The organism is Brevibacillus brevis (assembly GCF_031583145.1).
In the GTDB taxonomy this organism is placed as follows: domain Bacteria; phylum Bacillota; class Bacilli; order Brevibacillales; family Brevibacillaceae; genus Brevibacillus; species Brevibacillus brevis_E.
Genome location: NZ_CP134050.1, coordinates 861,000 through 877,229, shown reverse-complemented (window position 1 = coordinate 877,229; position 16,230 = coordinate 861,000). Strand labels below are relative to the sequence as shown.

General features: G+C 56.1%; 11 protein-coding genes. 1 reads left to right on the top strand and 10 read right to left on the bottom strand.

Going from position 1 to position 16,230, the window contains the following annotated elements:
- Nucleotides 1-15: 15 nt before the first annotated feature.
- From gatB to asd, 4 genes are all read right to left on the bottom strand, one after another.
- Entirely contained in the window at nucleotides 16-1,452 is a 1,437-nt protein-coding gene (gene gatB, locus RGB73_RS04540; protein WP_310769543.1) for an Asp-tRNA(Asn)/Glu-tRNA(Gln) amidotransferase subunit GatB, read from the bottom strand.
- A gap of 5 nt (nucleotides 1,453-1,457) precedes the next feature.
- Nucleotides 1,458-2,930, bottom strand: a complete 1,473-nt coding sequence (gene gatA / locus RGB73_RS04535; protein ID WP_310769541.1) for an Asp-tRNA(Asn)/Glu-tRNA(Gln) amidotransferase subunit GatA — start codon at nucleotides 2,928-2,930, stop codon at nucleotides 1,458-1,460.
- Nucleotides 2,931-2,963: 33 nt separating this feature from the next.
- On the bottom strand, nucleotides 2,964-3,254 hold the full coding sequence (gene gatC, locus RGB73_RS04530; RefSeq protein ID WP_310769539.1) for an Asp-tRNA(Asn)/Glu-tRNA(Gln) amidotransferase subunit GatC: 291 nt from the start codon (nucleotides 3,252-3,254) through the stop codon (nucleotides 2,964-2,966).
- Nucleotides 3,255-4,722: 1,468 nt separating this feature from the next.
- A complete protein-coding gene (asd, locus tag RGB73_RS04525) occupies nucleotides 4,723-5,565 on the bottom strand; it encodes an archaetidylserine decarboxylase (protein WP_310769537.1) in 843 nt (280 codons plus the stop codon).
- 253 nt (nucleotides 5,566-5,818) lie between these two features.
- On the opposite strand from asd, the gene RGB73_RS04520 reads away from it, so the two are divergent.
- Nucleotides 5,819-6,745, top strand: coding sequence for a diguanylate cyclase domain-containing protein (locus RGB73_RS04520; RefSeq protein ID WP_310769535.1), 927 nt, complete (start codon nucleotides 5,819-5,821; stop codon nucleotides 6,743-6,745).
- 31 nt (nucleotides 6,746-6,776) lie between these two features.
- Here RGB73_RS04520 and RGB73_RS04515 read toward each other — a convergent pair whose 3' ends face one another.
- From RGB73_RS04515 to pcrA, 6 genes are all read right to left on the bottom strand, one after another.
- Complete coding sequence (locus tag RGB73_RS04515) at nucleotides 6,777-7,751, bottom strand: MraY family glycosyltransferase (protein WP_310769533.1); 975 nt, start codon at nucleotides 7,749-7,751, stop codon at nucleotides 6,777-6,779.
- A 178-nt stretch (nucleotides 7,752-7,929) separates the two neighbouring features.
- Nucleotides 7,930-9,477 carry an L-glutamate gamma-semialdehyde dehydrogenase gene (gene pruA, locus RGB73_RS04510; RefSeq protein WP_310769531.1) on the bottom strand — a complete coding sequence of 516 codons (1,548 nt, stop codon included), beginning with the start codon at nucleotides 9,475-9,477 and terminating at the stop codon, nucleotides 7,930-7,932.
- A gap of 274 nt (nucleotides 9,478-9,751) precedes the next feature.
- The gene (locus RGB73_RS04505; RefSeq protein WP_310769530.1) at nucleotides 9,752-10,819 is read right to left on the bottom strand and encodes a CamS family sex pheromone protein; all 1,068 of its coding nucleotides are present in this window, start codon (nucleotides 10,817-10,819) and stop codon (nucleotides 9,752-9,754) included.
- Nucleotides 10,820-10,893: 74 nt separating this feature from the next.
- Nucleotides 10,894-11,775 carry a sialidase family protein gene (locus RGB73_RS04500; protein WP_310774130.1) on the bottom strand — a complete coding sequence of 294 codons (882 nt, stop codon included), beginning with the start codon at nucleotides 11,773-11,775 and terminating at the stop codon, nucleotides 10,894-10,896.
- A 52-nt stretch (nucleotides 11,776-11,827) separates the two neighbouring features.
- Entirely contained in the window at nucleotides 11,828-13,843 is a 2,016-nt protein-coding gene (ligA, locus tag RGB73_RS04495) for an NAD-dependent DNA ligase LigA (protein ID WP_310769528.1), read from the bottom strand.
- Nucleotides 13,844-13,874: 31 nt separating this feature from the next.
- Entirely contained in the window at nucleotides 13,875-16,202 is a 2,328-nt protein-coding gene (gene pcrA / locus RGB73_RS04490; RefSeq protein WP_310769526.1) for a DNA helicase PcrA, read from the bottom strand.
- Between the last annotated feature and the right edge of the window lie 28 nt (nucleotides 16,203-16,230).

The following is a 16,230-nucleotide window of genomic DNA, read 5'->3' as shown; positions in this document are numbered from 1 at the left end:
AGCTATGCTTCACTTTTACATTTCTTTCAAGACTTCCGCAATCAGTTTGTTGACCATCGGCGGGTTGGCCTTGCCTTTGGTCTGCTTCATCACTTGGCCCACGAAGAAAGCGGCTGCCTTTTCGTTTCCGGCCTTGTAGTCGGCCACTGCCTGCGGATTCGAGTTGATCGCATCGACGACGATCTGGCGCAGTGCACCCTCGTCGCTGATTTGTACCAGGCCTTTTTCTTCCACGATCTTCTTCGGTTCCTTGCCTGTCTCCACCATTTCCTTGAAGACGGTTTTCGCGATTTTGGAAGAAATCGTGCCGTCGGCGATCAGCTTGATCATTTCGCCCAGTCCGTGCGGCGTCATTTTCACGTCGGCAAAGACCAGGTTGTTGGCGTTCAGATGGGCCAGGAGGTCAACCATCAGCCAGTTGGCGACCGCTTTCGGCTCGGCCCCCGTCTTGACGGTTTCGTCGAAGAAATCGGCCGTCTCCTTGGACATCGTGAGGACTGCCGCGTCATCTCTGGAAAGCCCGAATTCGTTTACGTAACGCGCCTGGCGAGCGTCGGGAAGCTCCGGAATCGTTGCACGGACGGCTTCAATCCACTCTTCGGAAATCTGCATGCGCACGAGGTCCGGATCCGGGAAGTAGCGGTAGTCGTGCGCTTCCTCCTTGGAACGCATGCTGACCGTCTTCCGGTTGGCTTCGTCCCAGCGGCGGGTTTCCTGCACGATCGTACCGCCGGAAGAGACTACCTCGGTCTGGCGCTGCACTTCGTACTCCAGGCCCATTTGCACGTTGCGGAAGGAGTTCATGTTTTTCAGCTCGGTCTTGGTGCCGAACTCCTTCTGGCCATATGGGCGGATGGAGACGTTGGCGTCGCAGCGCAGCGAGCCTTGCTCCATGCGGACGTCGGACACTTCGGTGTACTGGATGATCGCTTTCAGCTTTTCCAGGTACGCCCGCGCTTCTTCCGGTGTGCGGATGTCCGGCTCGGAGACGATCTCGATCAACGGCACGCCCACGCGGTTGAAGTCTACCAGGGACTCGCCGCCGAAGTCGCTGTGCGTCAGCTTGCCCGCGTCCTCCTCCAGGTGCAGACGCGTGATGCCGATGCGTTTGGTCTCCCCGTTCACTTCGATGTCGATCCAGCCATTGTAGCCGATCGGCTGGTCGTACTGGGAGATCTGGTACGCTTTCGGAGAATCCGGGTAAAAGTAGTTTTTCCGGTCGAACTTGGTCTCGCGGGAGATTTCGCAGTTGAGGGCGAGGGCCGCCTTCATCGCGAACTCGACAGCCTGTCTGTTGGTGACGGGCAGCACGCCGGGATGGCCCAAGCAGATCGGGCATGTATGGGTATTGGGCTCCGCGCCGAATTCGGTCGGGCAGCCGCAGAAAATTTTGCTCTTGGTGGACAGCTCGGCATGGACCTCCAGGCCGATGACGGTTTCGTACTTGCTCATGCTCTTTACCCCCTCACCCATTCCGGCTTGCGCTGATGGTAGCCGACGGACTGTTCGTAGGCATGCGCCACGCGCAATACGGTGGATTCGTCAAACGCTTTTCCGATGATCTGCAGACCGATCGGCAGCCCTTTCTGGGAGAAACCGCACGGCACGCTGATCGCTGGCAGTCCTGCCAGGTTTACCGGCACGGTGCAAATGTCCTCCAGGTACATTTTGACCGGATCGTCGACGTTCTCCCCGATTTTGAAGGCCGTGGACGGGGTCGTCGGATGAAGAATCACGTCGAAGTCGGCAAAAATGCTGTTGTAGTCTTGGATGATCAGGGTGCGCACTTGCTGCGCCTTTTTGTAGTACGCATCGTAGTAGCCGGACGACAGAGCGTACGTACCGAGCATGATCCGGCGTTTTACCTCCGGACCGAATCCTTGGCTGCGGGATTCCTTGTACAGGTCGATCAGGTTGGACGCATTGTCGGCACGCACGCCGTAGCGTACACCGTCAAAGCGGGCCAGGTTGGACGATGCCTCCGAAGAGGAGAGCAGGTAATACGCAGGCACAGCATACTCGGTATGCGGCATGGATACCTCGCTCCAGGTCGCGCCCATGCTCTCGAGCTGCTTCAATGCAGCCAGCACGGCGTCGCGCACTTCCGGATCGATGCCTTCGCCGATCAGTTCTTTCGGCACACCGATGCGCAGCCCCTTGACATCTCCGGTCAGCGCGGACAGGAAGTCAGGCACTTCGACGTCTGCGGAAGTGGAATCGTACGGATCGTGGCCGGAGATGGCCTGCAAGACGTAAGCAGCGTCTTCCACGTTTTTCGTCACCGGACCGATCTGGTCAAGGGAAGACGCGAAGGCTACGAGTCCGAAGCGGGATACGCGGCCATACGTCGGCTTCAGCCCTACCACGCCGCAGAAAGCGGCTGGCTGGCGGATGGAGCCGCCTGTATCCGACCCGAGGGTAAAGTAGAAGTGGCGCGCAGCCATGGCCGCCGCCGAACCGCCGCTGGAGCCGCCGGGTACGTACTCGGTGTTCCACGGGTTTTTCGCCGGGTAGAAGCCGGAGTTTTCATTGGAGCCGCCCATGGCGAACTCGTCCATGTTCAGCTTGGCCACGATCACCGCATCGGCGTCCTTCACCTTTTTGGAAACGGTCCCGTCATGCACGGGATCAAAGTTGGCCAAAAACTTGCTGGCGCAGGTGGTACGGACGTCCTTCGTAATGAGGTTGTCCTTGAGTCCGGCCGGCAGACCGTACAAGAGGCCCAGCTCTTCGCCTCCCTTGACGAGACGCTCGTCCAATCGGCGGGCATGAGCAAGAGCCCCTTCTTCATCTACGTGCAGGACGGATTTGATTTCGTTGTCGTGCTCCTTGATGCTGGCGATGGAAGCCTGCACCAGATCGGTCACGGACAATTCCTTGGCGCGCAGGGCGCTATGTATTTCCGACAATCGCTTGTCAAACAGCGACACAGTGGGTTCCTCCCTTCTCTTCTCCTGGATGATTTATTCAAACACGGCTGGTACTTTAAACTGTCCTTCTTCGTGATCCGGCGCGTTTTTCAGCACTTCCTCGCGCGGCAGGGACGGGCGGTTGACGTCATCGCGCATGACGTTTTTCACGTCGGTCGCATGGCTGGTTGGGGGTACGTTGGACGTATCCAGCTCGTTTAGCTTGGCGGCGAATTCCAAAATGGCGTTGAGGTCTTTGGTATAACGCTCTGCTTCTTCTTCAGTCAGCTGCAAGCGGGCAAGATTGGCTACGTGCTCGACTTCCTTGCGGGTAATGGCACTCATGTTTCCACCTCCGAATCTGTATCACATAACTTTGATCTTACTTGAAAAGAGCGGGTTCAGTCAATTTTCGACGGGATTTCTGTCGTTGGAAAGGAATGTGGGTCGGTTGAAAATATTTTAACAGGGTTGGAAAGGGTCCGTGAGGGGATTGCTTTGATGTTTACCTCGTCGGGCTTCAGCGGTGGGGCGGAAAAAGGGGAAAACGCTCCAGGTTCGTAGGGACACTTGCACGGATGTCTTTACTGGCCGGCTGCGCTCCAAAAGTGGAACGGCGGCCAAAGTCGTCGTCTCAGGAAGTCTCTCATAGGTGGCCGCTCAAGCGTGTTCCACTTTTTCCGCTCCGCCTGGGTGGTGTCCCTAAGACCTTCGCTTTTTTCCCCTTTTTCCTGGGCAGCTGGTTTCTTTGGCGAGCTTTTAAAAGAATGGAAGGATTTGCTTCGCTGTCTCACACTTTTTCACACACTAGAGGTTCACCCTCCGTTAACCGATAATTCTTTCAAAATGGACTGGAATCGCTTCGAAGTTCGACTCCCGTCGGGCTTCAGCGGCGGGGGCGGAAAAAGGGGAAAACGCTCCAGGTTCGTAGGGACACTTGCACGGATGTCTTTACTGGCCGGCTGCGCTCCAAAAGTGGAACGGCGGCCAAAGTTGTCGTCTCAGGAGGCTTCTCATGGGTGGCCGCTCGAGCGTGTTCCACTTTTTCCGCTCCGCCTGGGTCGTGTCCCTAAGACCTTCGCTTTTTTCCCCTTTTTCCTGGGCAGCTGGTTTCTTTGGCGAGCTTTTAAAAGAATGGAAGGATTTGCTTCGCTGTCTCACACTTTTTCACACACTAGAGGTTCACCCTCCGTTAACCGATAATTCTTTCAAAATGGACTGGAATCGCTTCGAAGTTTGACTCCCGTCGGGCTTCAGCGGCGGGGGCGGAAAAAGGGGAAAACGCTCCAGGTTCGTAGGGACACTTCGCGGATGTCTTTACTGGCCGGCTGCGCTCCAAAAGTGGAACGGCGGCCAAAGTCGCCGTCTCAGGAGGCTTCTCATGGGTGGCCGCTCGAGCGTGTTCCACTTTTTCCGCTCCGCCTGGGTCGTGTCCCTAAGACCTTCGCTTTTTTCCCCTTTTTCCTGAGCAGCTGAGGTGGTCTGACGGGCATTCTTAAAAGCTTCTATTCCTGATGGAAAATATTCTGGTGCCCATTATGTTCAGCAAAGAGGACTCGGCAAACATTCGTCTTCGCTCAATCCGATCCATCTATGCTCGCCATCATCATAGCCCAAAATCTATTGTTCCTCCGCTGCCGTTTGCCTTTTTTCGTCTCAGCTACGGACAGCCTGCTGGGGCAAAGTCTTCTGAGTGATGACACACGGTGCTTACCCTTCTGCCCCTTTCCCGCCCAGCAAACTTAAAAACCCCAAACCGCCATACGTTCGGCGACCTTGGAGTTTTCGCGGCGCTGCGTTTTGCGGCAGCTATTTAGTCGTTTTTGACTGCCAAAAGCTGGCCCATGAGCAGGGAGCATCCTTCGGCGATTCCCTCCGCCCATTGGATGTGGCTGGATTCCAGCAAGAGGATGACGGTGGAGCCGAATTCGAACCAGCCGAGCTCTTCCCCTTTTTGGTAATGCGGGGTGCCTTGGATGGGTGAGTTGGTTTGGCGGCCGTGCTTGATGTTGGTCGTAGCGGTGTTGTACGAGACCTTGACGCTTCCGACGAACAGGGCGCCTACCTTGACCAGCGCGATGTCGCCCAGCCCGTTTGTGTGGATGTAGGTGACGAGGCGCTCGTTGCGGGCGAACAGCCGGTCCACATTTTCGATCCCCAGCTTGTTGACCGGATAAAGCCGTCCGGGCAGGTAGCTGTAGCGGACCAGATCGCCTTCGACAGGCATGTGGATCCGATGGTAGTCCCTCGGGCTCAAATAGATGGTGATGAACTTTCCGCCGTAATAGCGTTTGGCTTCTTCCGTGGAGCCGCCGAGCAGCTCGACGACGTCGAATTCTTTGCCTTTCGCCTGGATCAGCGTCCCTTCGCAAATGTCTCCCAATTGGGAAACCGTGCCGTCAACCGGGCTGACGATGACATTCGCTCCGGGAGCGATCGGCCTGGCGCCGGGCTTGAGTCGGCGACAAAAAAATTCTTTCAGGGTGCGGTATTGGCTGACCGGCTTTTCGATGACGGTAGCATCTATGTGGTAATGGCGTATGTAACGCTGAATCGCCAATCGGCTGAATCGTGATGCCGTAATCTTTCCCATCGTCCGAGACATCGCATTTTGCGGCAGGCGATGAATCAGGCCGGGAAGCAACTTTTTACGCATAGGACAACTCCTCGTTTTTCCAATCACTCTTTTTCCATGGAAGGTGGCTGCCTGCGCCCGGGCGTTTTTCGTCTTGCCACACCTCCGTCTCCTCTCCCCAAAGCCAGTCTGCTGGAAAAAAGGATAACCTTACTTTACCACTTACGCCAATCGTCAGTAAACCCCGCACTCCTACCATCGGCTCATCATTTTCCACGCGTCGCTTGCTATACTATAATATGGTGGACAAGCCTACAATCAGGAGACTACAGCTATGTCAAAGCTCGACATTGAAACACTGATCAGCCAATACGGGGAGATCCTGACCAGCTTCTTTCAACATCTGTCGGACATGTTCTTTCTCATGTCGGTCGAGGAGTCTGAGGCCGGCGAGCTGGAATTTCGCTACGTCTTGATGAACCCCGCTGCCATGCAAGTCGCCCATCTGACGGAGGAAGCCTACGGAAAGCGCATCGAAGACGTGTACCCCGCGCACAAGGCGGCCGAATTGAGCTGTATGTACAAAAAAGCCGTCCAGGGCGGTGTGCCGATTCACTACACGAGTGAAGGCGACGTAATCGGAGAGTCGATCCTTTCCCCTGTTTTCAACAAGGATGGCGTATGCACCCATGTCTTTTCCGTCACCCGCGACATCACAGAACGAAAAAAACTGGAGTCCAGACTGGAGTACCTGGCCTATCACGATGTGTTGACGGGACTGCCCAATCGGCGTTTGCTCCACATCCACCTGAACAACGCCCTTGCGGCAGCAAAAGCAAACGGGGACATGCTCGCCGTCCTCTTCCTTGACTGCGACCACTTCAAGCAGATCAACGATACGAGCGGGCACAATACCGGAGATATGTTCCTGCAAATGCTAGCGGACCGGCTCTCGTCCTGCGTCCGCGAAGGGGATACCGTAGCCCGTCTCGGTGGAGACGAGTTCGTCGTCGTCCTCACTGCCATCCAGTCGTCCAAACAGGTCGAAAAGGTGGCAAACCGTATTCTGACCGTTTTGCAAAAGCCATGGGATATCGATGGGGCCGAGTTTCAATGCACGGCAAGCATCGGTATCGCCCTCTATCCGACGACAGCCCTCGACGCCGACCAGCTCTTGATGCAAGCAGACAAAGCCCTCTACTTGGCGAAAGACTCCGGCCGCAACCAGTTTCGCTTCTTTACGCCATCAGCCGTGAAATAAAGACCGACCGCCGCGCCGCCTGCCATTGCCCTCAAATTCTCTGAAAGTAGAACAAAAACAGCGATAAAGCAGAAAACAAAAAGCTGACGACGTACAATACCACCACCGTCTGTTTTGCGGTCAATCCGTGGGACATCAGCCGATGGTGCACGTGGCGCCGATCCGCTTGATACATGGGAGATCCTGCGAGCAATCGACTGATCATGACCTGCAAAGTATCCATCACGGGAAGCCCCAATGCGAGAACCGTCACCACGAGTGAAATCAGCGTGGCCCCTTTCATTGTTCCTTCCAACGAAATAATAGCCAATGCAAACCCCAAAAACATCGAGCCCGCATCTCCCATGAACATTTTTGCCGGATAAAAGTTAAAGCGCAAAAACGCAAGCGCAGCCCCTGCCAATGCCACAGCCAAAAGTGCCGTGAGCTCCTGTCCCTTTACCAAGGAAAGAAAAAACAGCGTCACAGCGGAGAACACCGTCGCCCCAGCCGCAAGCCCGTCTACCCCATCCAAAAAATTGACCATGTTGATCAAACCGACAATCCAGACGACCGTCGCGAGAAGCGAGATCCAGACAGGAAAGGTAACAAAAGCGTCATCCTCGCCGCCCAACCAGGAAAGACTGACGCCCCGGAAGCGAATGTCAAAGAAAAATACCATTATTCCTACCAACAATTGCACCAATAATTTGGGTAACGCCGGAAAATCCTTCCTCCGTGCTTTGAACGCGTCGTCGACCCACCCGATCGCGATCAATATCGCTCCGCCAACCGCCAAAACTGCAACCGTTTTTTGCACCCATGCAAAAAAAACTGACACTGCCATCATCCCGACAAACATGGCGACCCCGCCAGACAACGGCATCGGCCGACTATGTCCCTTTCGCCCTCGCGGAATGTCCAGCAGCTTGGTCTTCCATGCCAGCCAATTCGCAGCCGGCATCAGCAAATAGACGAGAAAAAATGCGGATAGCCCCGTTACTACATAGGTAAACAGCTTTCTCACCTGCCCGCGCCTTCTTTTGTCTTTAGTTTGGACAAAAAGGGCATTCGAAAAACTGGTTACGCTATGCCTTTTGGTGGAGCAGTAGCTGCCCTTATACCGGATGGGAATTTTTTTAATTCCTATCTGTAAAAAAAAGCCGCCTCCGTGAAAGAGGCAGCTTTGTTAGAGCGAGGAAGCCTTACAGTTTTTCCGAAACCAGTTTGGCTTGGGTGAACAGCAGGAGGTAGTCTGGTCCGCCCGCTTTGGAGTCGGTACCGGACATGTTGAAGCCTCCGAACGGATGCACGCCCACCAGAGCGCCTGTGCACTTGCGGTTGAAGTACAGGTTGCCCACGTGGAATTCTTCGCGTGCGCGCTCCAGGTTGGCGCGGTTGCGGCTGATGACGGAGCCGGTCAGGCCGTACTCGGTGTTGTTGGCGATTTCCATCGCATGATCGAAGTCGTTTGCTTTGCAGAACGCAACCACTGGTCCGAAGATTTCTTCCTGCATGATGCGCGCATCCGGAGCGACGTCAGCAAATACGGTCGGCAGGATGAAGTAGCCGCTTTCCGGACCTTTCTCGCCGCCTGCAACCAGTTTGCCTTCTGTTTTTCCGATCTCAATGTACTCGAGGATCTTGTTGTACGCTTTGTCGTCCACGACCGGGCCTGTATAGAACTCGTTGCTTCTCACATCGCCGACGGTCAGGTTTTTGGTCAGCTCTACGACGCGGCCCAGCACTTGATCGTATACGTCCTGGTGTACGATCGCACGGGAGCAGGCGGAGCATTTTTGACCGGAGAAGCCGAATGCAGAAGCTACGATTGCTTGTGCAGCCAGTTCGATATCGCAGTCGCTGTCTACAACGATAGAGTCTTTTCCGCCCATTTCCGCGACCAGACGCTTCATCCATTTTTGTCCCGGACGATGTTTGGCAGCCAGCTCGTTGATGCGCAGACCTACATCGCGGGAGCCTGTGAAGCTGATGAAACGGGTTTGCGTATGCTCGACGAGGAAGTCGCCGATTTCGCCGCCGGAGCCCGGAACGAAGTTCACTACGCCTGCCGGCACGCCAGCATCCTCGAGGATTTCCATGAATTTCGCAGCGATGACAGGAGTCGTGGAAGCCGGCTTCAGAACGACGGTGTTGCCCGCCACCAGCGCTGCAGTGGTCATCCCTACCATGATCGCGAGCGGGAAGTTCCACGGCGGGATGACGATCCCTACGCCAAGCGGAACATAGTACAGCTCGTTGTCTTCATCCGGAATGCGCGGCAGGTCGTGGCGCTGGGACAGCTTATCCATTTGACGGCCATAGTACTCCATGAAGTCGATTGCTTCTGCGGTATCCGCGTCTGCTTCCGCCCAGCTTTTCCCGGCCTCTTTCACGAGCCATGCGGAGAATTCGTGCTTGCGGCGGCGCAGAATGGCTGCCGCTTTGTACAGGTAACGGGAGCGGGAAGTACCCGGCACCTTTTTCCACGTTTCGAAGGTGCTGGCAGCCACTTGAATCGCCTTTTCCGCCAGCGCCTGGTCAGCCTGAGATACGATACCCACGACTTGCTCTTTATTGGAAGGGTTGATGGAGCGGGATTTTTTCTCGGTTTTGATGCGCTCTCCGCCGATGATCAGATCGTATTCGCGGCCCAGTTCGCTCTCCACTTTCGCGAGTGCTTCTTCAAAGGCCTTTTTATTTTCCGGCAAGCTAAAATTAGTAAACGGTTCGTTTTTGAATTCTACTTGCATGGTGACGCCTCCTTATCGTTTCTTCCATGGTTAGGATCACTCTTTAAATATATGCAAGGATCATACCAACAAAACACGCGTCGGTGCATTCCGATATTGTTTGCATGTTTTGCAAAAAAACAACGGTCAGGCTCATCCCATTCCCTTGAACACATTTGTTTATTTTATGCACACTGTTATACACAAATGTTTGCGGTCATAGAGAACACTTGCTGCCGATGCCAGAAAAAAAGCTCTTTCACGTCTTGGTGAAAGAGCCTGTCTGTTCTGATTGTTACTGCCGATAGATGTGCATATACGGTTCGCCCGCGTTCGGACGAATGTAGATCGCCAGCGGTTTGTTCATCGACTGGACGTACAGGTTGACGTGCACGCTCTTGTCGAACAGCTGGTTGATTGCCCCTGCGGCAAATTGCGTAAACTGCAGGACCTCGGTGCGGGAATCGTATTCTGCCGTCGCGGTGATGGTCAGCTCCGTCAGCTTTCCGCTCATGAACCTGCCCACACCCGTCATCCCGACGTATTCGCCAAAGTACGACTGAGCCTGGCGCATCAGCTTGTCATATTGCAGCGACTGCTGGGCGTATTTCTTTTCTACGTCCGAGCTCGGGAACAAGTAAAACTCCTCATCGATCGGCTGCCATTTGGAGATGGCTGCCTCATTGGCGTTGACTGTACCGGACATGATGAAGTGGCCCGGCACCAGCGATGAGTTCGCTTCCGGCACCTGATAAAGCAGGACGAGCATCGGCACCGTCGGAGTATTGACACGAACCGACTGCACGATACGGGATGCCAGCTGCTGGCCTTTCGCCTGAAGCTCCTGCGTCGTGTACATTTTATCCTGTCCCGTGGCGTCCTGATATTCGGGGGAAAGCGACAATCCAAGCACCATTCCGGCCAACTGCCCCTTGTCCTTTGTCACGTAGTCATGTTCCAGAACGTGTACCAGAATCCCTTTTTTCTTCTGTCCGCCCGTAGCACTTGCCTTGTCCTGGGCGATCCACTCCGTTACCTGTTCCTTTTTGATCTGTTGGCCTTCCTGGAAGTAGTACTCGGAAGTCGGGAACGTGTCGCGGGCAAATTCCATCAGCCCGAGCTCGAGGTGACTGAAGTCAATGCGGTATTTCGTATCGCTGAGCATGCCTCGCGTCTGGTTGGGCTTGTACGGCGGAAGGCTGCCGTAGTAATCTTCCGAAACTTCCACGATCGGAGACAAGGAGGGAGTCGCGGGCTCTACCCCTTTTTCCTGGCTGCCAGGCAGCAGCGAACAACCGGTTGCTGCCATCGTCAGAAGGAACGCCGTCATCAGCCTGCATCCTGTCAAAAACTTCGCATTCATACGCTACTCCTTTTTTTCCTTAGAAAACTGGACTCCGCCACGAAGCGTGACGGAGCCTGCACCTGCTTTTCGGATTAATTCCATTTGATCCATCTGTTGTCGGAAAGCTTGTAGATCAGAGCCGATTCCCCGACCCCCACCCACTTCGTATCTCCTTCGCCAGAAGAAATCATGATCAGTTTTTCCGGCGAACGGGCATTCAACGGCTGCCATTCGCCCTTTTTCTTTTCGAAAATGCCTTTTTCCGTGGCCACAGCCAAGACACCTGTGCGCTTGTCGACGGAGAGAGAGTAAATCTGTTGGGCATCGGGGAGGACTTCCGTCTTCCAGGTCCCGTCCTCATTATAAAGCAAGCTGAACTGCGCCGCCACATAGAGACGGTTTTCCTCCAGGTTGAAATCCATGGCAAATACTTCCTGGTCCATCGGCTGCCAAAGGCTCCACTTCTCGCCGCCGTCTACCGATTGATAGATTCCTTCGCCGGTGACGAAAGCGAACAGACGAATCTCTTCCCCTTCCCTGACACCGGCAAAGCTGCCGATATCGGCGGGAGTGGGCAGTCCCGTCCCGATGGATGACCACGACTTCCCGCCATCCCATGAGCGAAGCACGCCCTCGCTGCCTGCAGCAAAGATCTGGTTGGGGTCGTTTGGATCGACGAACCACCCGACAATGTCGTGCTGTTCCAATTGGGCAGACAGCAGGCTCCAAAGGCCGTCCGGCGTCGAGCTGTACAAGCCCGAGTGCGTGCCCACCCAGACTCGCTGGGCGTCCGCTGTCATGGCCAAATTGTGCACGGTCTCACCTTTTTCCAACACATCCTGATACGTTAGGTCACCCTTTAGAGCTGCTGCCGTCACGGAGGGTGAAGCCGGTTTTACGCGCTCCGTGTCGCTGCAGCCGACCAAGAGTGCCAGAACCGTTGCTCCAATTCCCCATCGTAGGAAGCCCTTCATGCCCTTCACGTCCCTTTCCTTACCTCATCCCGTCTACGCCTGCGGTATTGAGTCAGCCGTTGCCCTCGAGCACTTGCAGGAATCCCGCTTCGTCCATCACGGCAACGCCCAGTTTTTCTGCTTTCTCCAGTTTTGAACCGGCCTTTTCCCCTGCGATGACCAGATCCGTTTTCTTGCTCACGCTGCCCGTCACTTTTCCGCCCAGACGCGCAATTGCTTCTTCCGCTTCCTGCCTGGACATCTGCGAGAGCGTGCCCGTGAGCACGATCGTTTTGCCGGCGAATGGCAGATCCTCGCCCGCTTCGACGCGCAGGCCCTTGTACTCCATATTCACGCCGGCTGCCTTGAGCCGCTCGATGACAGCTTTGGCCTGCGGCTGAGCGAAGTAGTTCACCAGGCTCGCCGCCATCTTCGGACCGATCTCGTCGATCTGCGTAAACTCTTCCTCGCTCGCCTGCATGATCGCATCCATGGTGCCGAAATGCTCGGCGATGACGCGCGCCGCCTTTGCCCCCACCAGGCGGATGCCCAGCCCGAACAGCACGCGCTCCAGGGAGTTTTGCTTGCTCGCCTCGATGGCTGCCAGCAGGTTGTCGACCGATTTTTCTCCCATCCGCTCCATCCCCAGGAGCACATCGCGCTGCTGGTGCAAATAGTACAGATCGGCCACGCTGTGGATGATACCGTCGTTGAACAGCTGCGCCACCACTTTTTCACCGAGGCCGTCGATGTTCATTGCCGTCCGGGATACGAAGTGGATCATGCCTTCGCGAATGAGCGCCGGACACATCGGGTTGATGCAGCGCAAGGCCACTTCGTCCTCGAGGCGCACGAGCTCGCTGCCGCATTCCGGACAATGGGTCGGCATCGAAAATGGCGTCTCATCGCCCGTACGGCGTTCAGGCAGCACCGCGATGATCTCCGGGATGATGTCCCCGGCTTTTTTTACGACCACGTGATCTCCGATAAGCAGGCCCTTTTCCCGAATGATGTCTTCATTGTGCAAAGAAGCGCGCTTGACCGTCGTCCCGGCCAAGCTCACGGGCTTCAGCAGCGCAGTAGGAGTGACTGCTCCCGTACGGCCGACCGATACCTCGATGCCCTCCAGCACTGTGACCGCTTCTTCCGCCGGGAACTTGTAGGCGATGGCCCAACGCGGGCTTTTCGCGGTGAAACCGAGCTCCTCCTGCTGGGCGTAGCTGTCTACCTTGATGACCATACCGTCGATTTCATACGGCAGGCTCGGCCGCTTTTCCGTCCAGCTCGCGATAAAGGCGATCACGTCGTCGATGTTGTCGAACACCCGGCGCTCCGGGTTGACGGCAAAGCCCAGCTCCTCCAGAAGGGCGAGCCCTTCGCTGTGCGACTCGACCGTCTCCCCTTGCAGCTCTCCTATGCCGTAGATGAACGTATCCAGCTGGCGGGATGCGGCGATCTTCGGGTCGAGCTGCCTGAGCGAGCCTGCCGCCGAGTTGCGCGGATTGGCGAAAAGCGCTTCGCCCTTCTCCTCGCGCTCCTTGTTCAGCCGCTCAAAGGCCCCCTTGGACATGTAGGCCTCGCCGCGCACCTCCAGCGACACCGGCCGCGTCAGCCGCAACGGAATGGAACGGATCGTTCTGAGGTTTTGCGTAATGTCCTCTCCGGTCGTACCGTCGCCGCGCGTGGCTCCCTGCACGAACACGCCGTTATCGTAGCGCAGCGAGACGGCGAGGCCGTCGATCTTGAGCTCGCCGACGTAGCGTACCGTCTGATTGCCGACTGCCTGGCGCACGCGGCGGTCAAAATCCCGCAGATCCTCTTCGCTGAAGGCATTTCCCAGACTCAGCATCGGCGTTTTATGCACGACCTTCTCAAAGAAAGGCAGGGGCTGTCCGCCCACTCGCCGTGTCGGAGAATCCTCCTTTGCCAGGTCGGGAAACTTGGCTTCCAGCTCTTGCAAATCCCGCACCAATTGATCGTATTCCTGGTCTGAAATCTCAGGGCGATCCTCTTCATAGTAAAGACGGTTGTGCCGCTCAATCCGTTTCGTCAATTCCGCAATTTTTGTTTCCGCCGTCAATCGATCCATTTCGTCCATCCTTTACTTTGCCGACTTTTCCTTATCCCCGTTCGATCGGAGCAAATTTTGCCAACAGCTTTTTGATTCCGGTCGGGCTCGGAAACGCGATATCCAGCTCCATGTCGTCACCGGTCCCTTTCACCTTGACGACGGTTCCCGTTCCCCATTTGCCGTGTTTTACTTTTTCTCCCACTTTCCAGTCGACTCCTGCTCCGGCGCCATGGCCAGGCAATTTGTCTGGCGCCTGTGCGGCAGGTCGGGCAAACGGCGAGCCGCTAGCCGCCGCTGTGCGCTGCGCCATGCCGATTCGTCCGGACGCCCCCGCCTGATAGCCTCCGCCGCCAAAGGAAGAGCGTCCCATGTCCCGCTGACCGAATCCTCCCGTGCCGCCGCCAAAAGCCCGTTCGGCAACAGGACTTCCCTCGAGCAAATCAGCCGGGATTTCCTGCAGGAACCGGGATGGCGCATTGACGTTCGTCCGGCCAAACAAGGTCCGCATCCGTGCGCAAGTCAAAAAGAGGCGCTCTTCGGCCCGTGTGATCCCTACGTAGGCAAGGCGGCGCTCCTCCTCCATCTCGGACTCGTCAAAGAGCGAGCGGCTGTGAGGGAATACGCCCTCCTCCATGCCGACGAGGAAAACGACGGGAAATTCCAGACCCTTGGCGCTGTGCAGCGTCATGAGGACGACTTGCCCTTCGGCGGAGACTTCCTCCTGCGCCCCGTCATCGCCAAGCGAGTCGATATCCGCGACCAGTGCGAGGTCGGTCAAAAAGGCGAGTAGGCTCTTGTCCTCGTTTTTGCGCTCGAACTCCTGGGTCACGGACAGAAACTCCTCGATGTTCTCCAGGCGCGCCTGCGCTTCCAGCGTTTTGTCTTCCTTCAGCGACTCCCGGTACCCGGAGCGTTTCAGCACTTCCTCGACCAGCTCCGTGACGCTCAGGTAGTCCGTCATGTTCATCAGGTTGGTGATCAGGTCGTTAAAGGAAAGAATTGCATTGGTCGTGCGGGCGGGCAGCCCCATGTAGGCCGTATCCTGGATGGCCTGGTAGAGGGACATTCCGTTTGCGTTGGCGTACGCTTGCAGCTTTTCCACCGTCGTATCCCCGATATTCCGCTTGGGGACATTGATGATGCGGGTGAGGCTGATGTCGTCGTCCGGGTTGGAAATCAGCCGCAAGTAGGCGAGGATGTCCTTGATTTCTTTTCTGTCGTAGAACTTCGTACCGCCCACGATGGTGTACGGGATGTTCGACTTGATGAACACTTCCTCCACCACACGGGACTGGGCATTGGTCCGGTACAGCACGGCGAACTTGTCGTAGCGCTTGTACTGGGCCATCTGCCTGCGGATGGAATCGACGATGAAGTAAGCCTCGTCGTGCTCCGAATCCCCCTGGAAGCAGGCGATTTTCTCGCCGCCCGCGTTTTCTGTCCACAGCTTCTTTTCCTTGCGCAGCTTGTTGTTGGCGATCACCTGGTTGGCCGCTTGCAGGATCGTTTTGGTGGAACGGTAGTTTTGCTCCAGTTTGATCATTTTCGCTTCGGGATAGTCTTTTTCAAAGTTTAAAATGATAGAAATATCAGCGCCTCGCCACTTGTAGATGCTCTGGTCGGCGTCACCCACGCAGCAGACGTTGCGGTGCATGTCCGCCAGCATGGAAATCAGCAGGTACTGGGCGCGGTTGGTATCCTGGTACTCATCGACGTGGATGTAGCGGAATTTCTTCTGGTAAAACTCCAGCACTTCCGGCACTTCTTTGAACAGCCGCACTGTCGTCATGATCAGGTCGTCAAAGTCCAGCGACTGGTTGTTTTTCAGCTTTTTCTGATACGCTTCGTACACCTTGGCAGCCGCCTGTGCGAACGGATCTCCCGCCAGCCTTGCAAAGGTCGCCGGATCGGTCAGCTCGTTTTTCGCCGAGCTGATCGTAGCCAGGATGGACCGCGGCTCGTACTGCTTCGGATCGAGATTCAAGTCCTTCATGCACTGCTTGACGACAGAGAGCTGATCGCCCGCGTCCAAAATGGAGAAGCTGCGGCTGATCCCCAGGCGGTCGATATCCCGCCGCAAAATGCGCACGCACAAGGAGTGGAACGTCGAAATCCACGCATCCTGCGCCGCCGCACCGCCAATGATGCCTGCCACACGGTTTTGCATCTCGCGCGCTGCCTTATTCGTAAACGTAATCGCCAAAATGCTCCAAGGCGCCACCTGCTTGACGCTGATGAGATAAGCAATGCGCTGGGTGAGCACCTTGGTCTTTCCGCTGCCTGCACCGGCCAGTATCAGGACCGGCCCTTCCGTAGTGAGAACAGCTTCGCGCTGCTCCGGATTCAGGCCAGATGTAATTCGCTCAACAGATGACATATGTATGAGTCCACCTTTCCACGTTCCT

Excerpts from the sequence above, each read along its gene's own strand:
- gatB (WP_310769543.1), bottom strand. The coding sequence starts at position 1,452 with ATGAGCAAGTACGAAACCGTCATCGGCCTGGAGGTCCATGCCGAGCTG.
- gatC (WP_310769539.1), bottom strand. The coding sequence starts at position 3,254 with ATGAGTGCCATTACCCGCAAGGAAGTCGAGCACGTAGCCAATCTTGCC.
- asd (WP_310769537.1), bottom strand. The coding sequence starts at position 5,565 with ATGCGTAAAAAGTTGCTTCCCGGCCTGATTCATCGCCTGCCGCAAAAT.
- RGB73_RS04520 (WP_310769535.1), top strand. The coding sequence starts at position 5,819 with ATGTCAAAGCTCGACATTGAAACACTGATCAGCCAATACGGGGAGATC.
- pruA (WP_310769531.1), bottom strand. The coding sequence starts at position 9,477 with ATGCAAGTAGAATTCAAAAACGAACCGTTTACTAATTTTAGCTTGCCG.
- RGB73_RS04505 (WP_310769530.1), bottom strand. The coding sequence starts at position 10,819 with ATGAATGCGAAGTTTTTGACAGGATGCAGGCTGATGACGGCGTTCCTT.
- RGB73_RS04500 (WP_310774130.1), bottom strand. The coding sequence starts at position 11,775 with ATGAAGGGCTTCCTACGATGGGGAATTGGAGCAACGGTTCTGGCACTC.
- ligA (WP_310769528.1), bottom strand. The coding sequence starts at position 13,843 with ATGGATCGATTGACGGCGGAAACAAAAATTGCGGAATTGACGAAACGG.
- pcrA (WP_310769526.1), bottom strand. The coding sequence starts at position 16,202 with ATGTCATCTGTTGAGCGAATTACATCTGGCCTGAATCCGGAGCAGCGC.